The following is an 18512-nucleotide window of genomic DNA, read 5'->3' as shown; positions in this document are numbered from 1 at the left end:
ATGAGGCCATGTTGCCCTCCTGGGGCAAGACGCCACCACCAGAACCACCCAAGCCCCCCATCCGCCCCGATAAGCGGGTGCTGCGGCTGGCATTCGGGCGCAAGCGCGACACGGCAGAGCTGGAGTTTGTCTGGCAGGGCAGCGATGCGGCAATCGTCATTCCAACCCGGAGGGTTTATCTGGTGAGCAATACAGCGAAGATTGTGCGGGTACGCGATGGGCTCGATATCCCTGCCACGGCGGTAAGTATCGAGCTCGATACCGACTCCTGGGCGTGGCAGTTCAGCGCTCAAATCCCCCGTATCGCGGCGGCTGCGTTGACCGATGAGGAAGAGGTCAGCATTCTTATCAACGGTCAGCAATGGGACTGCGTGTGTGATGGCTGGCAATCGAGCCAGAGCTTTGGCCGTGAGTCAGCAACGCTGACGGGACGCTCTCGCACCGCTTACTTGTCACCGACCCATGTATTGGCGCAGGCGGTGAGTGAGCGTGCTGCAGCGACCATGGCGCAGCTAGCGGCCGCCGTATTGCCGGTGGGTTGGACGCTGGATTGGCAAGCGGCTGACTGGTTGGTACCTGCCGGGTTCTTTAGCCTGGATAACCAGACCCCGATCGAGGTGGTCAGGTACCTGGCTGATGCGGCCGGTGGTTTTGTGCTGCCACACCAGCGTAACCGTCATCTAGTCATCAAGCCGCGATATCCCACCGTGCCGTGGCAGCTCGATACTGCAGAGGCCGATGTGGCGATCCCCCGAGCCATCATTACCACCCTGGGCAGTGACTTCCAGCCGGGTCATGCCGCCAACGGGATCTGGGTCAGCGGTGGCCACCAGGGCATCAGTGCGCGGGTGGTGCGCCAGGGAACGGCTGGCGAGCAACAAGCGCCGACCATCACCCACCCGTTGGTGTGTGATGTGACGGCCGCCCGTGCCCTGGGTGTGGTGGGGCTGGCCAAGACCATGCCCAAGCGTACCCAGACCATTGAACTGCCGTTGTCAGCTGATACCGGCTTGATCCTGCCGGGGGCGCTGCTCGCCGTGGACGGTTGGAAGGGTTACAACCGGGGCGTCAGGGTCTCTGCTGCGCAGCAGAACAGGGCCATGACGGTGCGCCAGCAACTGAGTGTGGAGCGATTTGTATGAACCTGTTTAAGCGATTCCTGGAGCTGGTGCCCGGCGCTGATCCCTTGCTGGTTGGTACCGTGACCGCAGTAGGTACCACGACCACGACTCTCAGCGCGTTAGCGGGTGGGACAGTCACAGTGCGGGGCACTGGGGTAGCCATTGGCAAGAAGGCGTTTTACAGGGGAGGGGAGCTTGCTGGAGAGGCGCCGGATTTACCGACCTATGAGATAGAGGTTTAATGCCGGTTTAACGGGGTTATCAAACTCAGTGATTCCGGTGCCACCAAGTTTGATAAACTAATGGGCCGGTAGCTTTTCATTTTCCCCGTAACTCTTTTTCATTTTCGGCGGCGAGCTACATCTCGGTCGGCATGTTTATCCTCTCGGCCAATACCTCCCGCTGGCTGTGGCTGCGCAGCCCAGTGCTGTGGGCCGCGCTGGTCGGTTTGCTGGTGGCCAACCTGCACATTACGCTGCCGGAATATGTGGTGACCACGGCCTCGCTGCTCGGCCAGATCTCGGTGCCCCTGATGCTCTTTGCGCTGGGTATTCGCCTGATGGAGGGGGAGCTCGATCACCTTGGCCTCGCGCTCAAGTGCAACCTGCTCTATCTGCTGGCGGGGGGATTGTCGCTGCTGCTGGCGATCTGGCTGCTGCCGCTCAAGACGGAGTGGATCCCGCTGTTGATGTTGTCGGTTTCCTTGCCCCCTGCGGTCTTGAATTACATGCTCTGCGAGCAATATCACTGCCAGCCGGACAAGGTGGCCAGTATCGTGCTCGGCGGCAATGCCCTCTCTGTGCTAGTGATCCCGCTGGCGGTCTGGTTGGCGCTGCACTCGCCATTCTGAGCATTCGCATCCCGGGAATGCTTGTTCCGCATTTTCGCTATCCCCTGGACGTATTGATGGCGCAGATATTGCTGTGTTCGCCGTTGAGGGGCGACCATCCCATTAACAACGCCCCTAACCACGTGTCCAGATTTAGTTGACCAAAACAGGTTAACGAGTGTGATCAGGCACTGTAGTTGCTGGCGTCACTGCTCGGCTGACGGTTGGTGCGCCTCTCTATTGTCATCATCATCCCACTAATTTCCCTTGGTCGCCCATGAACAATAATGATTGTCATTCATCTCGTTTGGTATAGATATTTACGCTCTGGTTAATTAGCTTGGGTGACGTGAAGGTAAATAGTATGAATATGGACGATAACATCTGTAACCGGATGAGCGAATACGTCGCGAGTTAAATATTATCACTATGTTGTATGCGGTCTGCCGTCTTGCCGTTTCTCTCACAATTAATTTGAATGTGGATTCACGCTGATGCGTAAACATATCCGTTGCTGCGATATTTACTCATCTGCATGGAAGGCGATAGCGAGTGGGGGATGCCGTGCGATGAGGTATGCATCGGCTACATCTTTTCATTGATCTGTGTTAAGCGGCAGGGAGGCAAAGCGGAGCGGCGCAGCGCAGTTTGGCTCGCAGGAGCGCAGGCAAATAGTGCCTTGCTGGCCATGAGACCACTCTGGTTGGGGCGACAAGCCGGGGTCTGCAGGCGGATGAACCCGAAGAATATGCAACGCGGTGCGTAAAGGTATATTTAATTAGTTATTTATTGTTGGGTTTCATTATTGTGAAATGAGCGGTATGGAAAAAATATTAGTCATGTTAATTTGGCTAACAGCGAGAGAGAGGGTATGCAATGATTAATTATTTAACATCCAATTAAGTTCATAAAATTTATTTGTCTGCCAAATATCCCTTTGGGGGTAATTAGTTTTATTTGTGATGTGGCTCGCTATAGAAATATGGGTAAGCCTGACGAAGTTGATAGAGATCAATACTGCAGGGTGGGTGAGTCCTTAGCATTTCCGCTATTAAGCATTTACCAAACAAGTGCTCACTACGGGAATAAGTAGAATGGTCGAGGATAATTTTTTATCGGCTCATGGGATTAATCGCCGTGATTTTATGAAATTGTGTGCCGGGATGGCCGCAACCCTGGGATTAAGTCAGCATGCCGTCGCCAAGATGGCCACCGCGCTCACCAGCCCCGAGCGGCCGCCGGTGATCTGGATTGGGGCGCAGGAGTGCACCGGCTGTACCGAGTCACTGCTGCGGGCCACTCACCCCACCATCGAGAACCTGATCCTCAATACCATTTCGCTGGAGTACCACGAGGTGCTCTCGGCGGCCTTTGGTCATCAGGCGGAAGAGAACAAGCACAACGCCATCAAGCGCTATAAAGGCAAGTATGTGCTGGTGGTGGATGGCTCCATTCCGCTCAAAGATGGTGGCGTCTACTGCATGGTGGCCGGTGAGCCTATCGTCGACCATATTCGCCGTGCTGCCGCCGACGCGGCTGCCGTCATCGCCATCGGCTCCTGTGCTGCCTGGGGCGGTGTGCCTGCCAGCGGTGGCAACCCGACCGGCGCTGTCAGTCTGGAAGAGGCGCTGGGCAATATCAGCACCCCGATCATCAATATCCCGGGCTGTCCGCCCAATCCCCACAACTTCCTCACCACGGTTGCCTACTACATCACCTACGGCAAGCTGCCGGCGCTGGATGCCAAGAAGCGTCCGCTGTTTGCCTATGAGCGGCTGATCCATGAGAACTGCGAGCGTCGTCCGCACTTCGACGCAGGCCGCTTTGCCAAGGAGTTTGGCGACGAGGGCCACCGTCAAGGTTGGTGTCTCTACCATCTGGGCTGCAAGGGGCCGGAGACCTACGGCAACTGCTCGACCCTGGAGTTCTGCGATGTGGGCGGCGGCATCTGGCCGGTCGGCATCGGTCACCCCTGTTATGGCTGCAACGAGCAGGGGGTCGGTTTTAGCAAGGGGATCTTCCAGCTTGCCAAGGTCGAGAACCCGACCCCGCGGGTGGATAAACCCGATGTGAAAATTCAGGAGGGGGGCTATACCTCGCCCACCGCGACTGGCCTTATCGGTGGCGCCCTCGGGGTGCTGGTGGGGGTGAGTCTGATGACGGTGCGTGAACTCGGTCGCCAGCAGAAGCGCCACGAAGCCGGGCAGCACCCATCACGGGAGGAGTAACCGTGAACAGACGCAACTTCCTCAAATTCGCCTCCGTCGGTGCGCTGGCGGCGGGCACTGCCGTCCCCGGCACCGCACTGGCGGCGGCCAAGAACAAGCCGCCGATCCCCGGGTCGCTCGGTATGTTATATGACTCCACCCTTTGCGTCGGCTGTCAGGCCTGTGTGGCAGAGTGCCAGCGTTTGAATGGCAACCCGGCCAATCCGGAGGGCGCACAGACCTGGTCCACCAACGACAAGCTGACGCCCTACACCAACAACATCATTCAGGTGTGGAAGAGCGGCACCGGCGAGCACAAGGATCAGCTGGTGGATGGCTACGCCTACATCAAGAAGCAGTGCATGCACTGTGTCGATCCCAACTGCGTCTCGGTCTGTCCGGTACAGGCTCTCAAGAAAGATCCCAAGACCGGCATCGTTCATTACGATCCGGACGTCTGCACCGGCTGCCGCTACTGCATGGTGGGTTGCCCGTTCGATGTGCCCAAATATGACTACGACAATCCGCTGGGGGCGATCCACAAGTGCGAGCTCTGCAACCAGAAGGGGCTTGAGCGGATCGATCAGGGTAAATTGCCCGGCTGTGTCGAGGTGTGCCCCACCGGCGCCGTCATCTTCGGCACCCGTGAGGAGCTGATGGCCGAGGCCAAGCGTCGCCTGCTGGCGACCCCGGGCAGTGAATATGCCTATCCGCGCCAGACCTTCAGCGCCAACGATCCTTACCTGCATGAGGTGCCCAACTACCAGCCTTACGTTTATGGCGAGAAGGAGGGGGGCGGCACCCAGGTGCTGGTGCTGGCCGGGGTGCCCTATACCAAGCTCGACATGCCCGACTTGCCGGAGCTTTCCTCCGGTGCCCGCTCCGAGCATATCCAGCACACCCTCTACAAGGGAATGGTGTTGCCCATGGTGGTGCTGACCGGACTCTCGGTGCTGATCCGCCGCAATAGCAAGAAGAACGGTCACGACCACCATCACGATGATGGTCATGATCAGGGGAGTGCTCAGATTAAAGATCAGAGTTCAGCAAAGGGGGGCAAGGATCATGAGTAATCACAAGGCGCATCCTCTCGGCGGCAAGCTGGTCAGCTGGCCGGTACTGGTGCTGGCTCCCTTTGCTGTGCTGTGCGGTATGTTGATTTTAAAACGCCTCGTCTTCGGGCTGGGCTCGGTCACCGACCTTAATGGCGGCTACCCCTGGGGGTTGTGGATCTCGTTCGATCTGTTGATCGGCACCGGTTTCGCCTGTGGCGGCTGGGCGCTGGCCTGGGCTGTCTATGTGTTCAACCGGGGCGAGTATCACCCGCTGGTGCGACCGGCCCTGCTGGCGAGCCTGTTCGGCTACTCGCTCGGTGGTCTCTCCATCACCATTGACGTCGGCCGTTACTGGAATCTGCCGTACTTCTACCTGCCCGGTCACTTCAACACCTCCTCGGTGCTGTTCGAGACGGCGGTCTGCATGACCATCTATATCGGGGTGATGGCGCTGGAGTTCGCTCCCGTGCTGCTGGAAAAGTTCGGCTGGAAGGCGTCACTTATTCGCCTCAACAAGATCATGTTCTTCGTGCTGGCGCTGGGGGCCCTGCTGCCCACCATGCACCAATCCTCCATGGGCTCGTTGATGATAGTGGCGGGGGAGAAGATCCATCCGCTCTGGCAAAGCTACGAGCTGCTGCCGGTCTTTTCGCTTCTGACCGCCTTCATCATGGGCTTCTCCATCGTGGTGTTTGAGGGATCCTTGGTGCAGGCCGGATTGGCGGGGCGGGGCCCCAACGAGAAGTCGCTCTTCTACAAGCTGACCCAGGTGATCGACATCTTCCTGATCCTGTTTGTGGCGCTGCGCTTTGCCGAGATCGTCATCCACGACAAGTCGGAGTATCTCTCCGAGTTCAATCGCTTCTCCATCATGTTCTGGAGCGAGATTGCGCTGATGATCTTCCCGCTGCTGGTGTTCCATTGGGACAAGAGCCGCCGCGACTCGCGCATGTTGTTCCTGGGGGCCCTCAGCATGCTGCTGGGCGCCGCCCTCTGGCGGCTGGATTACTCCCTGCTCGCCTTCAACCCCGGCAATGGCTACCACTACTTCCCCTCTGCGGAGGAGGTACTGATCTCCCTGGGCTTCGTCGCCATCGAGGTGTGTGCCTATTTGCTGTTGATCCGGCTGCTGCCGGTACTGCCATCACTTGAACGTGTTCACCAAGATTATCAGGCCCGAGGGAAAGCCAACGTATGAGCCAACGTATCACCATAGACCCCATCACCCGCATTGAGGGGCACCTGCGTATTGACTGCGAAATCGAAGGCGGAAAAGTGACCAAAGCCTGGTCGTCCGGCACCATGTGGCGCGGGATGGAGGAGATCGTCAAGGGCAACGACCCGCGCGATGCCTGGATGATTGTGCAGCGCATCTGCGGGGTATGTACCTCCATTCACGCCATCGCTTCGGTGCGGGCCGTGGAGAACGCTATCGGTGCCAAGGTGCCGGTCAATGCCCAGTTCATCCGCAACCTGATCATCGCGGCCCATAACATCCACGATCACATCGTCCACTTCTACCAGCTCTCCGCGCTGGACTGGGTGGATATCACCGCGGCCCTTGAGGCCAATCCGCAAAAAGCGGCCGACCTGCTCAAGGGGGTATCGACCTGGTCCCTCAACAGTGCCGATGAGCTGACCAAGGTGCAGGATAAAATCCGCGCCCTTGTGGCGAGCGGCCAGCTTGGCATCTTTGCCAACGGCTACTGGGGTCACAAGGAGATGAAGCTGAGCCCTGAGGTGAACCTCATCGCCGTGGCTCACTACCTGCAGGCGCTGGAGTGCCAGCGCGATGCCAACCGCATCGTCGCCATTTTGGGCGGCAAGAGCCCGCACATTCAGAATCTGGCGGTGGGGGGCGTGGCCAACCCCATCAATCTGGATGCGCCGAGCGTGCTCAACCTCGAGCGGCTGCTCTACGTGAAGAGCTTTATCGACCGACTCGGCGAGTTTATCGAGCAGGTCTACAAGGTGGATGCCGCCATCATCGCCGCCCACTACCCCGAGTGGCTGAACCTGGGGCAGGGGGCCAAACACTACCTGAGCGTGCCGGAGCTCCCCACCGACGCCAACGGCGGCAGCTTCCTGATGCCGGGCGGCTATATCGAGAATGGCAATCTGGCGGGCTATCGCCCCATCGAGAGCCATCAGGATGGCTGGCTGATGGATGGCATCGCCGAGAGCAACAAGCACGCCTGGTACAAGGATGACGAGCCCCTCAAGCCTTGGGAGGGCAAGACCGAGCCGAGCTACACCGGTTGGCAGGATGACGGCAAATACTCTTGGGTCAAATCCCCCACCTTCTACGGCAAGGTGGTGGAGGTGGGGCCGCTTGCAGACCTCCTGGTCAAGCTGGCCGCCAAACACCCGGAGACGGTAGCGCACTTCGATCAGCTGAACGGTATCTACAAGGCGCTCACCGGCTCGGCCATCAAGACCGAACAGCTGCACTCCACCATGGGGCGCATCATCGGTCGCGCGGTGCGCTGCTGCGTGCTCAAAGACACACTATCCCATCAGTGGAAGGCGCTGGTCGACAACATCGGCAAGGGGGATACCACCGCCTATATCAAGGCCGAGATCCCGGCGGATAAAGAGTTTCGCGGGGTAGGCTTTGAAGAGGCGCCGCGTGGCATGCTCTCCCACTGGATCGTCATCAAGGGCGGCAAGATCGAGAACTATCAGGCGGTGGTGCCGTCGACCTGGAACTCGGGCCCGCGCAACTTCAACGACGAACCTGGCCCCTACGAGCAGGCGCTGGTGGGCACCCCGGTAGCCGATCCGGCCAAGCCGCTGGAAGTGGTGCGCACCGTTCACTCGTTCGACCCCTGCATGTCCTGTGCTGTGCATGTGGTGGATACCCAAAATGGTGAAACGACTCAGGTGAAGGTGCTGTGATGAACACCCTGATCCTGGGCGTCGGCAACCTGCTGTTGAGCGATGAGGCGGTGGGGGTTCGCATCGTCGAGGCGCTGGGGCGCGAATACCGTTTCGCCCCCGGCATCGAGCTGCTCGACGGTGGTACCGCCGGCATGGAGCTGCTCGAAGCGATGGCCAGTCGCGATCACATCATTCTGGTGGATGCGGTGCGCAGCGGTAATCCGCCGGGCACAGTGGTGACCCTGAGGGATGAGGAGATCCCGACCCTGTTTGGCCGCAAGATCTCCCCCCATCAGCTGGGGCTGGCGGACGTGCTCTCGGCGCTGCACATGACGGGGGAGTCGCCCAAGCGGCTCACCCTGATCGGGGTCGAGCCCGAATCCCTCGAGCCCCGCATCGGCCTCACCCCTGTGGTGGCGGCTGTCATGGGGGAGGCGACGGATCGGATTTTGACTCTGCTGGCTGCCGTTGGCGCGCCCGCGATTGCGCTCTCTGAACAGGAGAAAGCTGAACAAGCACGGGAGGGCCTATGGCACAGTCCCATTTAAGCGAGGTTGAGAGAGTGCTGGAGAGAGTACCGGAGACAGCGCAGGAGTTTGCCGGTTTTGCCAGCGATCCCGCGCCTCTGCTGGTAGCCCAGTACGAGCGGATCGCTCGCGAAGAGATGCAGGCGTTGCCCTTCTATCACGCCACCATGCCCATTGTGGCGGAGTGCACGTTGTTTGACGGTCAGTGGCTCGGCTGCGTGCTCACTCCCTGGATGTTGAGCGTGGTGGTGCTGCCGGGGCCGGATCAGCTTTGGCCAGTTCGCAGCAGCAGCGATCGGCTCGCCCTGCAGCTCCCCTGCGGCAACATGACCTTTATGGTGGGTGAATTGCCCGAAAGTGGCCAGCTGCTGGCTTGCTCCCTAATGTCGCCGCTCGATCCCCATCTCGGTGCCGAGCAGGGGCGGGCGCTGGTGAGCAGCACCCTCAAGATGCTGCTCTCCTTGCCGGTGCAGCAAGGGGCTGGCGGCGTGGATCTGGGCCGCAGACGGCTATTCGGTGCCCGGCGCGGTCAACCGGCATAGTCGCTAGGTTTCACGCGAAATCAAGTTTAGAATAGGGGGCCATTTTGGCCCCTCACTCCCATGTTCAGACACGCATTCCACCTCTTTTTTGAGTGATGATCCGTGAGTGGTACAAAACAAGAAGGATCCCCATGACTGTTCCACGCAATTCTTTTCGCCATTACTGTGGCACCAGTGCTGCCGCCCTGTTGACTCTGCTGCTGGGCACTGCCTCTCACGCGGCGCTGGCCGCAGCCCAACCTGTGCCTGCCGAGCTCAAGCTCGCCATCGGAGCTGAACCCACCGAAGGGTTTGACCCTCTGCTCGGCTGGAGCCACGGCAGCTACCTGCTGCTGCATAGCCCGCTGCTCAAACAGAACGCCGATCTCAGTTGGCAGAATGTGCTCACCCAAGCGGTGACCCCGAGCAAGGATGGCAAGGGGTGGCTTATTACCCTCAAGCCTGAACTGAAATTCTCCAATGGCGCGCCGCTCACCGCCGAGGATGTGGCCTTTACCTACAACAGCGCAGCCCAGGGTGGTGGCAAGATCGACATGGGCAACTTTGTCTCGGCCAAGGTGCTCTCGCCCACCGAGGTTGCCATCACCCTGAGTGCTCCCCAGAGCACCTTCGTCAACGTGCTGGGATCTTTGGGGATAGTGTCGAAGCGGGATTACGACGCAAAAGCCTATGCCCAAAAGCCGGTCGGTGCCGGCCCTTACCGGTTGGTGAGTTTCCTGCCCGGCCAGCAGCTGGTGGTGGAGGCGAACCCCTATTACGCCGGTGGCAATAATGACTTCAAACGGTTGGTCTTTGTCTTTATCGATGAAGAGAGCGCCTATGCCGCCGCCCAGAGCAGCCAGCTCGATGTGGTGCGCATTGCCCCGTCACTGGCGCCCACAGTGCCAGCCTCCCTCAAGCTGTGGGTGCGGCCGAGCGTGGAGAACCGCGGCATCGTCTTCCCCATTCCGCCTGCTGGCGGCAAGGATGCCAAGGGTTATCCCATCGGCAACGACGTGACCTCTGACGTGGCGGTGCGCCGCGCCATCAACTACGCCATCGACCGCAAGCTGCTGGCCGACCAGCTGCTGGAAGGGCACGCCATCCCCGCTTACAGTGCGGTAGAAGGCCTGCCTTGGCTAAACAAAGCCACCGCCTTCAAGGATGGAGATGTCGCCCATGCCAACGCCCTGCTCGACGAGGCGGGTTGGAAGATGGGCAGTGACGGCATTCGCCACAAGGGCAATCTGCGCGCCGCCTTTACCCTCTGGTACACCAGTGGCGACAGCACCCGCCGGGATCTGGCGGAAGCGGTGCGGGCCATGCTCAAACCCATCGGTCTTGAGGTGAGCCTCAAGTCCGGCAGCTGGGAGCAGGTGGAGCGGGAGATGCACGCCAATCCGGTGCTGATGGGGTGGGGGAGTCTGGATCCCATGGAGCTCTATCACCACTACCAGAGCGGCTCCGGTGGCGTGGAGTTCTACAATCCGGGCTACTACAGCAACCCTGTGGTGGATGGCCACCTCAAGCAGGCGCTGGATGCCCCGAACTGGCAGGCGGCCGTGCCGTTCTGGCAGCAGGTGGAGTGGGATGGCAAAACCGGCGCCGGAGTGCAGGGAGATGCCGCCTGGGCATGGCTGCTCAATGTGCAGCACACCTATCTCGCCAACCGCTGCATCGATCTTGGCAAGGGGGCGCCGGAAATCCACGGTAGCTGGTCCCTGCTCAACAACCTGCAGGATTGGCGGTGGACGTGCCGTTAAGTTCGCCCTTGAGTCATTCAGGTTATCTGTTGCTAAAAGCCCTGCTGCGTCTGGCAGGGCTGTTATGTCTGGTCTCTGTCGCCACCTTTGTGCTGCTGAGCTATTCCCCCATCGACCCCATCAAGGCCTATATCGGCAACGATCTGCTCCATGTGCCGCCGGAACAGTACGCCCGTATCGCCGCCCGCTGGGGGCTGGATCAGCCGCTGTGGCTGCGTTACTGGCACTGGTTCAGCCAGGTGCTGCAGGGGGATCTCGGTTACTCCATGCTCTACAACGCGCCTGTGGGTGAGGTCATAGGCCAGCGCTTTGCCGCCTCTTTCCTGCTGCTGGCGGGGGCCTGGCTGCTCTCCGGCTTTTTCGGGATTTTGCTGGGCCTCTGCGCCGGTCGCTATCTCAACCGCTGGCCCGATCGCCTTATTTGCCGTTTTGCCTACCTGCTCGCCTCCTTGCCCACCTTCTGGGTCGGCCTGTTGCTGCTCGCCCTGTTTGCGGTGCACTGGCCGCTACTGCCAGTCTGCTGCGCCTGGACGCCGGGGCTCGCTGCCGAGGAAGCGGATTGGGCATTGCGAGCGCGCCATCTGTTGCTGCCGGTCACCACCCTGGCGCTGCTCGGGGTAGGCAACATTGCCCTGCATACCCGGGGGCGGGTGGCAGAGGTGCTGGAGAGCGACTTTATCCGCTACGCCCGCGCTCAGGGGGATGGCGGCTGGCCCATGCTGCGTTTTCACGTGCTGCGCCACGCCCTGACTCCGGCGCTCTGCCTGCAGTTTGCCTCCCTTGGTGAGCTGATTGGCGGATCCCTGTTGGCGGAGAAAGTGTTCTCCTATCCGGGGCTCGGCCAGGCCACCGTGGATGCGGGGCTTAGGGGGGATATCCCCTTGCTGATGGGCATAGTGCTCTTCTGCACCCTGTTGGTCTTTATTGGCAACACGGTGGCCAGTTTGCTTCTGGCCCGCATCAATCGGGGTTGGGAGGGCGAGCATGCTGTTTAATCCGTTTCCCTCCATACTGCGGCTGGTTTTTGCCCTGCTCGGATTGGCGCTGCTGACCACTTACGGCTGGAGCTTGTCGGCTCAGGATGTGCCTATGGATCTGCTGGCGCGCCAGCAGCCTCCCTCGCTGACCCACTGGTTCGGCACCGATCAGATGGGGCGGGATCTCTGGTTGCGCGCCTTTCAGGGTACCCTCACCAGTCTGGAACTCGGCATCAGTACGGCGCTCTGCAGTGGCCTGCTGGCCATGGTGGCGGCAAGCGTGTCGCTCATCCATCCCAGATGCGATGTGGCGGTGCGGCTGGTGATCGATGCCATGCTGGCGCTGCCCCATATGCTGCTGCTGATCCTGATCTGTTTTACCGTGGGGGGCGGTATGCGCGGGGTGATCCTGGCGGTGGCGCTGACCCACTGGCCCAAGCTGGCGCTCATTCTCTGCGCCGAGGCGCGGCGGATCGCCTGCAGCGACTACGTGGTGCTGGCCCGCTGTCAGGGGATGGGGGCGCTACGTCGCTGGCGCACCCACCTGCTGCCGGGGCTGTTGCCCCAGTGGTTTATCGGCACCTTGCTGATGTTTCCCCATGCGGTGCTGCACAGCGCCGCCTTGAGCTTTCTCGGCTTTGGGCTGGCGGCCCACGAGGCCTCGCTGGGCCTGCTGCTGGCCGATGCCCTGCGTTATCTGGCCGGTGGCGGCTGGTGGCTGGCCCTCTTCCCGGGGCTGATGTTGCTGCTGCTGGTGTTGCTGTTTGATCAGGCTACCCGCGCCTTGCAACAACTGTTGTGGCACAGGAGTGAACCATGCTGAGTTTTGATCAGGTGACCATCGAGGCGGCCCACTACTCCTGGCTGGGGCGGCGCAGCTGGCAGCCTTTGCTGACCGATATCAGCCTGCAACTGGCGCCGGGGGAGATAGTGGCACTGGTGGGGGGAAGCGGCGAGGGCAAGAGCCTGCTGTTACAAAGCGCCCTGACTCTGTTGCCGGACAATCTGCGGATGCGCGGCAGCATCTCTCTTGATGGCACATCTCTGTGCGATGCCAGCCGGGCCCGTCTGCGCGGCCACACCCTCTGCTATGTGCCGCAGGGGGTCAGCGCCCTCAATCCATTGCTGACGGTGGAGCGTCAGCTGGGACGTGCGGCACGCCTCTGCGGCCAGAACGGTTCTCGCGAGCGGCTCGGCGAGCAGCTGCTGCGCTACCAGTTGCCCGCGACCACCCTGGACAGATTCCCGCGCCAGCTCTCCGGCGGCATGGCCAAGCGCATTCTGGCCTGCACCGCGGCCCTTGGCGGTGCTCGTTACATTCTGGCAGACGAGATCACCGCCTGGCTCGACGAGGGGCTGGCTTGCCTGCTGCTCGGTCAGTTGCGTGAATTGGCCAATCAGGGCAGCGGTATCCTCTGGGTGACCCACGATCTGGCGCTGGCGGCCCGCTTTGCCGATCGCATCGTGGCCCTGCATCAGGGCCAAGTAAGTGACACCTTGAGCAGCCACCATCTGCGCCAGGGGCAGGGGAGCGAGATGCTCCGTGCCCACTGGCAGGCGCTGCCGGAATTCAACGCGCTCTTCTCTGTACCGGAGGTTTCCTGATGTGGGTATCTCTGAGACTAGCCGTGTGCTGCGCGGCAGACATTCAGTGGCAGGCGCTGCCGGAGTTCAATGCGCTCTTCTCTGTGCCGGAGGTTTCCTGATGTTTGAAGTACGAAATCTCACTATCGCCCAGGGGGAACGTCCCCTCTGGCAGGGGTTATCGCTGACGGTGAAAGCGGGCGAGCGGCTCGGCATCTCCGCACCGAGCGGCCATGGCAAGACCACGCTGGGGCGGGTATTGGCGAGTTGGCAACCGGTTGGGGCCGGCGGGCAGATCCTGCTGGATGGACAGCCAGTGCCTGAACAGGTAAAAGGCTATAACCCCATCCAGCTGGTGCCCCAGCACCCGGAGCTCACCTTCAATCCCTATCGCACCACCGGGCAGGCGATGTGGGATGTGTGGCGCCCCGATGAGGCCATGCTGGCCCGCTTTATGGTCAAGCCTGAATGGCTTGGTCGTAAACCCGGCCAGCTCTCCGGCGGTGAGCTGGCCCGCATCGCGCTGCTGCGCGCCCTCGATCCTCGCACTCGTCTGCTGATTGCCGACGAGGTGACCGCCCAGCTGGATCCGCAAATTCAGCGCCAGCTCTGGCGGGAGCTGATGATTGAGTGTGAGCAGCGTGGGCTTGGCATGGTGATATTCAGCCACCAGCAGGCGCTGCTGCGCCAAGTCTGCCATCGGGTGCTGCGCTTTGGTGAGGTGCCTGCGGAGCAGGAGGCGATGGCCCGTAGCGTGGCCTGAGGATTGGCTTCCCCCTCATCCCCAACCCTTCTCCCGCAAGGGGAGAAGGGAGTTGAAGGTGCCATCTCACCACGCTCAGGGTTTGGGAAGCAGGGCGGGTTGTTATGGTCGCAGACTCTCTGGGGGGCAAATATTTCGAGCATCTCGCGAGCATCCACAAACCGGTTCCCTCTCCCTGGGGAGAGGGCCAGGGTGAGGGGGGCGAGTATGATATGCCGGCCATTCTGGACAGATAGCACGGCCGACAAGGTCCACAGATAAAAGAGAGGGAGGCATCAGCCTCCCTCTCTTTTTACCTATTGCTATCAGCGGCGTTTAACCGGTTCAGGCACTGGCCAGCCAGTTGAGCCAGGCATCCATCCCTTCGCCTGTGGTGGCGCTGACCTGGATCACCTGGATATAGGGGTTGACCCGTTTGGCGTTCTCGATGCAGCGGGCCACGTCAAAGCTGACGTAGGGCAGCAGATCGATCTTGTTGATCACCATCAGCTGGGCGGCGGCAAACATGTCCGGGTATTTCAGCGGCTTCTCTTCCCCCTCGGTGACGGAGAGGATCGCCACCTTGTACTTCTCGCCGAGATCGAAGCTGGCGGGGCAGACCAGATTGCCCACGTTCTCGATAAAGAGGATGCCCCCTTCATTGGCAGGCAGCTGGTGGCAGGCGTCGTGGACCATTTTGGCATCCAGATGGCAGCCCTTGCCGGTGTTGATCTGCACGGCAGGCACGCCGGTGGCACGGATGCGATCCGCATCGGCGCTGGTCTGCTGATCCCCCTCGATCACCGCGCAGGGGCGTTTGTCGGCCAGTTGGCGCAAGGTTTCGCACAGCAAAGTGGTTTTGCCTGAACCCGGGCTAGAGACGAGATTGAGCACCAGCTGGGCTGCCTCGTCGAAGTGTTCGCGGTTGTGGGCGGCCAGCGCATTGTTCTTGGCCAGCACATCCATCTCGATGGCAATCAGCTGGCGCTGCCCCATGCCGGGTACCGACAATCCCGCTTCCCCTTTGCCATAGTGCAGATCACCCTGCTGATGGTCATGGTCATGGTCATGGTCATGGTCATGGCTGTGATCATGGGGATGCGCGTGGGAATGGCCGTGGTCATGAGAGTGGGGATGATCATGATGATGGTCGTGGGGGTGATCATGGTGGTGCTCATGCGGCTGATCATGACCCTCATGGCTTATGGGAGCCTGCACCCCGTGGTAGTGGTGATGGACATCCCCCTGATGGTGATAGTGGTGGTGAATGATCAGGGTGCGCGGTGCGCTCTGCTCGTGGTCATGATGGTGATGGGCGTCATGAGCATGATGGTCGTGCTCATGACCATGTTCATGGTGATGTTCATGTTCGTGATGATGCTCATGATCGTGCTCATGGCTGGCGATCCGTGCCTGGCCGCATCCGCATACGCTACACATATCAACTTACCTCGATGTCGGTGATGCGCAGGCTATCACCCTGCGCGACTCGTAATTTGTATCCGCCACACTCGGGGCAGGCCTGCCCGCGCTCGGTGAGGGTGACCGTCTGGTTGCAGTCGTAACACCAGGCTTCTGCCGCCTGGTGTTGAAAGTGAAGTTGGGCCCCCTCGACGGCGGTGCCCTTGGCGGCGGCCTCGAAACAGAAGGCAATGGTGTCCGGGTCGACGCAGGAGAAGCTGCCGACCTCGAGCCAGAGGGCGGTCACCTTGTTAAAGCCCCGCTGGGTGGCCTGCTCGGCCGCCAGATCGATGGCGGCCATGGCCAGAGACATTTCGTGCATGGTGGCTCCTTAACCGATATTGGGAGGAGTGACCCCCCCCTGTAATGGGCTGAACGGCATGGCCGATCAACAGATCCGCGGCAGCAGTTCTCCCTGCGGCAGCTCCAGATAACGGCGGCTGCCCCAGGGGTTATTGAGGATCACCTTGTGGCGATCGCTCTTAGTCACTCCCCCGATCTGACTGGCGGCGGGGTTGAATTGCCGCAAGATGCCCAGTGCGTCCTGCGCCTGCTCGGCAGGCAGGGCCAGCACCATGGTCCCCTCGTTGGCGAGATCATGGGGCTCGAAGCCGTAGAGCTCGCACAGGCCGCGCACCGGATCGCACACCGGAATGGCGGACTCCTCCAGCTCGATGGCCACTTGGGAGGCGGTGCTCCATTCATTCAGCACGGCGGCAAGGCCACCGCGGGTGGCATCGCGCAAGGCGTGAGGGGTAAGTCCCGCCTGCAGCAGCGCTTCTACCTGCGGCCAGAGGGTGGTGCAGTCGCTCTTGAGATCCGATCCCAGTTGCAGGGCGTCGCGGGCCATCAGGATGCAGGCGCCGTGGCTGCCGATATCCCGCGACACCAGAATGGCGTCACCGGCTTTGAGGTTGCGCACCGAGATGCCCCGGCTCTGCTCAGGCAGCGGGAAGGTGCCGACCCCGCTGGTGTTGATAAAGATCTTGTCGGCGGCTCCCTTGGGCACCACCTTGGTGTCGCCGCAGACGATACGGGCACCGCTGTTGGCAAGCTCCGCGGCCATCGACTCGACGATGCGGGCCAGATCGGCGTAGGGGAACCCCTCCTCGATGATAAAGCTGCAGCTCAGATACTCGGGCTTGGCCCCCATCATTGCGAGATCGTTGACCGTGCCGGCGATGGCCAGCTTGCCGATATCACCCCCCTCGAAGAAGAGCGGCGAGACGGTAAAGCTGTCGGTGGTAAAGGCGACGGGGCCCTCTACCGGCAACAGGGCGGCATCTTCACCGCGCAGCAGGATCTCGTTACCAAAGTGGCGAAAGAAGAGCTGGTTGATCAGCTGATTCATCTCGACGCCGCCGCCGCCGTGGCTAAGTTGGATTTCTCTCATCGGGTCTGGTTCTCCACAAGATTGCAGAAACGGGCTGGTTCATCTCTCCTCATCACCCGACCACCGTGGCTTAACTGGATTTCTCTCATTGTTCCTGGATCCCCATATATCGGTAGTAGGCATTGCAGGCCCCTTCGGAGCTGACCATGCAGCTGCCCATGGGCTGGGTCGGGGTGCAGCCCCGGCCAAAAACTTTGCACTGGTTCGGTTTGGCCAAGCCACGCAGGATATCGGCGCACTGGCACGCCTTGTGGTCATCGATGGGGGTCTGATTGAGCGCGAAGTGACGCTCCGCATCGCGCTTGGCAAAGGCATCGCGCAGGCGCAGGGCGGAGGCGTTGATATCCCCGAGACCTCGCCAGCGAAAGTGCTCGCGGGTCTCGAAAAAGCGCTCGACTAGCCGCTGGGCGGCTTTATTGCCACTGGCGGTGACGGCGCGGCTGTACTGCACCTCCAGCGCGTAGCGACCCTCCACCTTCTGGCGCACCATCATCAAGAGCGCCTCCATCACATCCACCGGCTCGAAACCGCTCACCACCACGGGCACCTGATAACGATCGACGATGGGCAGGTAGATATCGGCACCGGTGATGACGCTGACGTGAGAGGGGCCGATAAAGGCGTTCACCTTGGCCACCCCGTCGGCCATCACCGCATGAATGGCGGGGGGCACCAGCACATGGTTGATATGAAACAGCAGGTTCTCTACCCCCTCCGCTTCAGCGGCAGCCAGTAGTGCCGCCGTCATCGGGGTGGAGGTCTCGAAACCGATGGCGAAGAAGACCACGGTTTTTTCTGGGTTCTCTTTGGCGATGCGCAGGGCATCGAGGGGGTCATAGACCGGGCGGATATCGCTCCCCTTGGCGCGCTGCTGGGCCAGCGTGCCCTTGGAGCCCGGCACCCGGATCATGTCCCCTAGGGTGACCAGAATGACGCTGGGCTGGCTAGCCAGCTCGATGGCCTGATCGATGCGCTCTTTGGGCATGATGCAGACCGGGCAGCCGGGGCCGTGGACAAACTCGATGCTGGCCGGCAGCAGTTGGTGCAGGCCGTACTTCATGATGGTGTGGGTATGGCCGCCGCACACCTCCATCACCCGCAGCGGTTCGGGCAGATCTTTGGCCAGTTCGGTGATCTGGGTTGCGAGGGCGCGGATGACGTCGGGCTGACGAAAGCCCTGAAACAGGTCATTCAAGGTCAGCATGGCAAAATATCCTGTTTGGGCATCAGGGCCACCATCTGGCGGAAGCTCTCGAGGCTGGCCTGCGCCTCCTCTTCGTCAATCTTGCTCATCACAAAGCCGATATGGAGCAGCACATAGTCGCCAATGTTGAGAGGCTCTTCGAGCAGCATGCAGCTGACGCGCCGCTGCACCCCCAGGGTATCGACGGTGACGCAGTTATCTTCGGGGTGCAGTTGCACCACCTGAGAGGGGATGGATAGACACATGGA

At 60.9% G+C, this 18512-nt stretch carries 18 protein-coding genes and 2 pseudogenes; 15 read left to right on the top strand and 5 right to left on the bottom strand.

The window, feature by feature from the left end:
* The 14 genes and pseudogenes from ACW5W8_RS12960 to ACW5W8_RS12895 all read left to right on the top strand — a co-directional run.
* A pseudogene (locus ACW5W8_RS12960) lies at positions 1 to 1142 on the top strand (hypothetical protein); the annotation flags it as partial.
* Positions 1139 to 1363 (top strand): hypothetical protein, encoded by a 225-nt coding sequence (locus ACW5W8_RS12955; RefSeq protein ID WP_021229456.1) that lies wholly within the window; start codon positions 1139 to 1141, stop codon positions 1361 to 1363. The pseudogene ACW5W8_RS12960 and the gene ACW5W8_RS12955, both read left to right, overlap by 4 nt.
* Positions 1364 to 1482: 119 nt before the next feature.
* Positions 1483 to 1971: pseudogene (locus tag ACW5W8_RS12950) on the top strand (AEC family transporter); the annotation flags it as partial.
* A 1073-nt stretch (positions 1972 to 3044) separates the two neighbouring features.
* Positions 3045 to 4178 (top strand): hydrogenase 2 small subunit, encoded by a 1134-nt coding sequence (gene hybO, locus ACW5W8_RS12945; RefSeq protein WP_498628226.1) that lies wholly within the window; start codon positions 3045 to 3047, stop codon positions 4176 to 4178.
* 2 nt (positions 4179 to 4180) lie between these two features.
* Entirely contained in the window at positions 4181 to 5230 is a 1050-nt protein-coding gene (gene hybA / locus ACW5W8_RS12940; protein WP_498628225.1) for a hydrogenase 2 operon protein HybA, read from the top strand.
* Positions 5223 to 6410: a Ni/Fe-hydrogenase cytochrome b subunit gene (gene hybB / locus ACW5W8_RS12935; protein ID WP_005351459.1), complete on the top strand. Its 1188-nt coding sequence runs from the start codon at positions 5223 to 5225 to the stop codon at positions 6408 to 6410. The genes hybA and hybB overlap by 8 nt, the downstream gene beginning before the upstream one ends.
* A complete protein-coding gene (hybC, locus tag ACW5W8_RS12930; protein WP_498628224.1) occupies positions 6407 to 8110 on the top strand; it encodes a hydrogenase 2 large subunit in 1704 nt (567 codons plus the stop codon). The genes hybB and hybC overlap by 4 nt, the downstream gene beginning before the upstream one ends.
* Positions 8110 to 8640: a HyaD/HybD family hydrogenase maturation endopeptidase gene (locus ACW5W8_RS12925; RefSeq protein ID WP_498628223.1), complete on the top strand. Its 531-nt coding sequence runs from the start codon at positions 8110 to 8112 to the stop codon at positions 8638 to 8640. The genes hybC and ACW5W8_RS12925 overlap by 1 nt, the downstream gene beginning before the upstream one ends.
* Complete coding sequence (gene hybE / locus ACW5W8_RS12920) at positions 8622 to 9161, top strand: hydrogenase-2 assembly chaperone (RefSeq protein ID WP_498628222.1); 540 nt, start codon at positions 8622 to 8624, stop codon at positions 9159 to 9161. Before ACW5W8_RS12925 ends, hybE begins: the two co-directional genes overlap by 19 nt.
* 131 nt (positions 9162 to 9292) lie before the next feature.
* Complete coding sequence (locus ACW5W8_RS12915; protein WP_498628221.1) at positions 9293 to 10903, top strand: ABC transporter substrate-binding protein; 1611 nt, start codon at positions 9293 to 9295, stop codon at positions 10901 to 10903.
* Positions 10888 to 11898 (top strand): ABC transporter permease, encoded by a 1011-nt coding sequence (locus tag ACW5W8_RS12910; protein ID WP_498628220.1) that lies wholly within the window; start codon positions 10888 to 10890, stop codon positions 11896 to 11898. The genes ACW5W8_RS12915 and ACW5W8_RS12910 overlap by 16 nt, the downstream gene beginning before the upstream one ends.
* The gene (locus ACW5W8_RS12905; RefSeq protein ID WP_498628219.1) at positions 11888 to 12703 is read left to right on the top strand and encodes an ABC transporter permease; all 816 of its coding nucleotides are present in this window, start codon (positions 11888 to 11890) and stop codon (positions 12701 to 12703) included. Before ACW5W8_RS12910 ends, ACW5W8_RS12905 begins: the two co-directional genes overlap by 11 nt.
* The gene (locus ACW5W8_RS12900; RefSeq protein WP_498628218.1) at positions 12697 to 13485 is read left to right on the top strand and encodes an ATP-binding cassette domain-containing protein; all 789 of its coding nucleotides are present in this window, start codon (positions 12697 to 12699) and stop codon (positions 13483 to 13485) included. The genes ACW5W8_RS12905 and ACW5W8_RS12900 overlap by 7 nt, the downstream gene beginning before the upstream one ends.
* 100 nt (positions 13486 to 13585) lie before the next feature.
* Positions 13586 to 14227 carry an ATP-binding cassette domain-containing protein gene (locus tag ACW5W8_RS12895; protein ID WP_498628217.1) on the top strand — a complete coding sequence of 214 codons (642 nt, stop codon included), beginning with the start codon at positions 13586 to 13588 and terminating at the stop codon, positions 14225 to 14227.
* Positions 14228 to 14551: 324 nt separating this feature from the next.
* Here ACW5W8_RS12895 and hypB read toward each other — a convergent pair whose 3' ends face one another.
* Positions 14552 to 15412 (bottom strand): hydrogenase nickel incorporation protein HypB, encoded by an 861-nt coding sequence (gene hypB / locus ACW5W8_RS12890; RefSeq protein ID WP_498628227.1) that lies wholly within the window; start codon positions 15410 to 15412, stop codon positions 14552 to 14554.
* Here hypB and ACW5W8_RS12885 point away from each other — a divergent pair.
* Positions 15299 to 15670 (top strand): hypothetical protein, encoded by a 372-nt coding sequence (locus ACW5W8_RS12885; RefSeq protein ID WP_498628216.1) that lies wholly within the window; start codon positions 15299 to 15301, stop codon positions 15668 to 15670. The two genes, hypB and ACW5W8_RS12885, sit on opposite strands and share 114 nt — an antisense overlap.
* On the opposite strand, the gene hypA is transcribed toward ACW5W8_RS12885, so the two are convergent.
* The 4 genes from hypA to ACW5W8_RS12865 form a co-directional block, all read right to left on the bottom strand.
* Positions 15648 to 15989, bottom strand: a complete 342-nt coding sequence (gene hypA / locus ACW5W8_RS12880; RefSeq protein ID WP_005301911.1) for a hydrogenase maturation nickel metallochaperone HypA — start codon at positions 15987 to 15989, stop codon at positions 15648 to 15650. The two genes, ACW5W8_RS12885 and hypA, sit on opposite strands and share 23 nt — an antisense overlap.
* 66 nt (positions 15990 to 16055) lie before the next feature.
* Complete coding sequence (gene hypE, locus ACW5W8_RS12875; RefSeq protein WP_498628215.1) at positions 16056 to 17060, bottom strand: hydrogenase expression/formation protein HypE; 1005 nt, start codon at positions 17058 to 17060, stop codon at positions 16056 to 16058.
* Between the two features lie 85 nt (positions 17061 to 17145).
* Entirely contained in the window at positions 17146 to 18264 is a 1119-nt protein-coding gene (hypD, locus tag ACW5W8_RS12870; protein ID WP_498628214.1) for a hydrogenase formation protein HypD, read from the bottom strand.
* Positions 18258 to 18509 (bottom strand): HypC/HybG/HupF family hydrogenase formation chaperone, encoded by a 252-nt coding sequence (locus ACW5W8_RS12865; RefSeq protein WP_043819819.1) that lies wholly within the window; start codon positions 18507 to 18509, stop codon positions 18258 to 18260. Before ACW5W8_RS12865 ends, hypD begins: the two co-directional genes overlap by 7 nt.
* Positions 18510 to 18512: the final 3 nt, after the last annotated feature.

Source organism: Aeromonas aquatilis (assembly GCF_054052405.1).
This window is presented reverse-complemented; position numbering and strand designations above follow the sequence as displayed.

Coding starts and splice junctions, on each gene's coding strand:
- hybB (WP_005351459.1), top strand. CDS start 5,223: ATGAGTAATCACAAGGCGCATCCTCTCGGCGGCAAGCTGGTCAGCTGG.
- hypE (WP_498628215.1), bottom strand. CDS start 17,060: ATGAGAGAAATCCAACTTAGCCACGGCGGCGGCGGCGTCGAGATGAAT.
- hybC (WP_498628224.1), top strand. CDS start 6,407: ATGAGCCAACGTATCACCATAGACCCCATCACCCGCATTGAGGGGCAC.
- ACW5W8_RS12915 (WP_498628221.1), top strand. CDS start 9,293: ATGACTGTTCCACGCAATTCTTTTCGCCATTACTGTGGCACCAGTGCT.
- hybO (WP_498628226.1), top strand. CDS start 3,045: ATGGTCGAGGATAATTTTTTATCGGCTCATGGGATTAATCGCCGTGAT.
- hybE (WP_498628222.1), top strand. CDS start 8,622: ATGGCACAGTCCCATTTAAGCGAGGTTGAGAGAGTGCTGGAGAGAGTA.
- ACW5W8_RS12925 (WP_498628223.1), top strand. CDS start 8,110: ATGAACACCCTGATCCTGGGCGTCGGCAACCTGCTGTTGAGCGATGAG.
- hypD (WP_498628214.1), bottom strand. CDS start 18,264: ATGCTGACCTTGAATGACCTGTTTCAGGGCTTTCGTCAGCCCGACGTC.
- ACW5W8_RS12900 (WP_498628218.1), top strand. CDS start 12,697: ATGCTGAGTTTTGATCAGGTGACCATCGAGGCGGCCCACTACTCCTGG.
- ACW5W8_RS12885 (WP_498628216.1), top strand. CDS start 15,299: ATGGGGATGCGCGTGGGAATGGCCGTGGTCATGAGAGTGGGGATGATC.
- ACW5W8_RS12895 (WP_498628217.1), top strand. CDS start 13,586: ATGTTTGAAGTACGAAATCTCACTATCGCCCAGGGGGAACGTCCCCTC.
- ACW5W8_RS12955 (WP_021229456.1), top strand. CDS start 1,139: ATGAACCTGTTTAAGCGATTCCTGGAGCTGGTGCCCGGCGCTGATCCC.
- hypA (WP_005301911.1), bottom strand. CDS start 15,989: ATGCACGAAATGTCTCTGGCCATGGCCGCCATCGATCTGGCGGCCGAG.
- ACW5W8_RS12865 (WP_043819819.1), bottom strand. CDS start 18,509: ATGTGTCTATCCATCCCCTCTCAGGTGGTGCAACTGCACCCCGAAGAT.
- ACW5W8_RS12905 (WP_498628219.1), top strand. CDS start 11,888: ATGCTGTTTAATCCGTTTCCCTCCATACTGCGGCTGGTTTTTGCCCTG.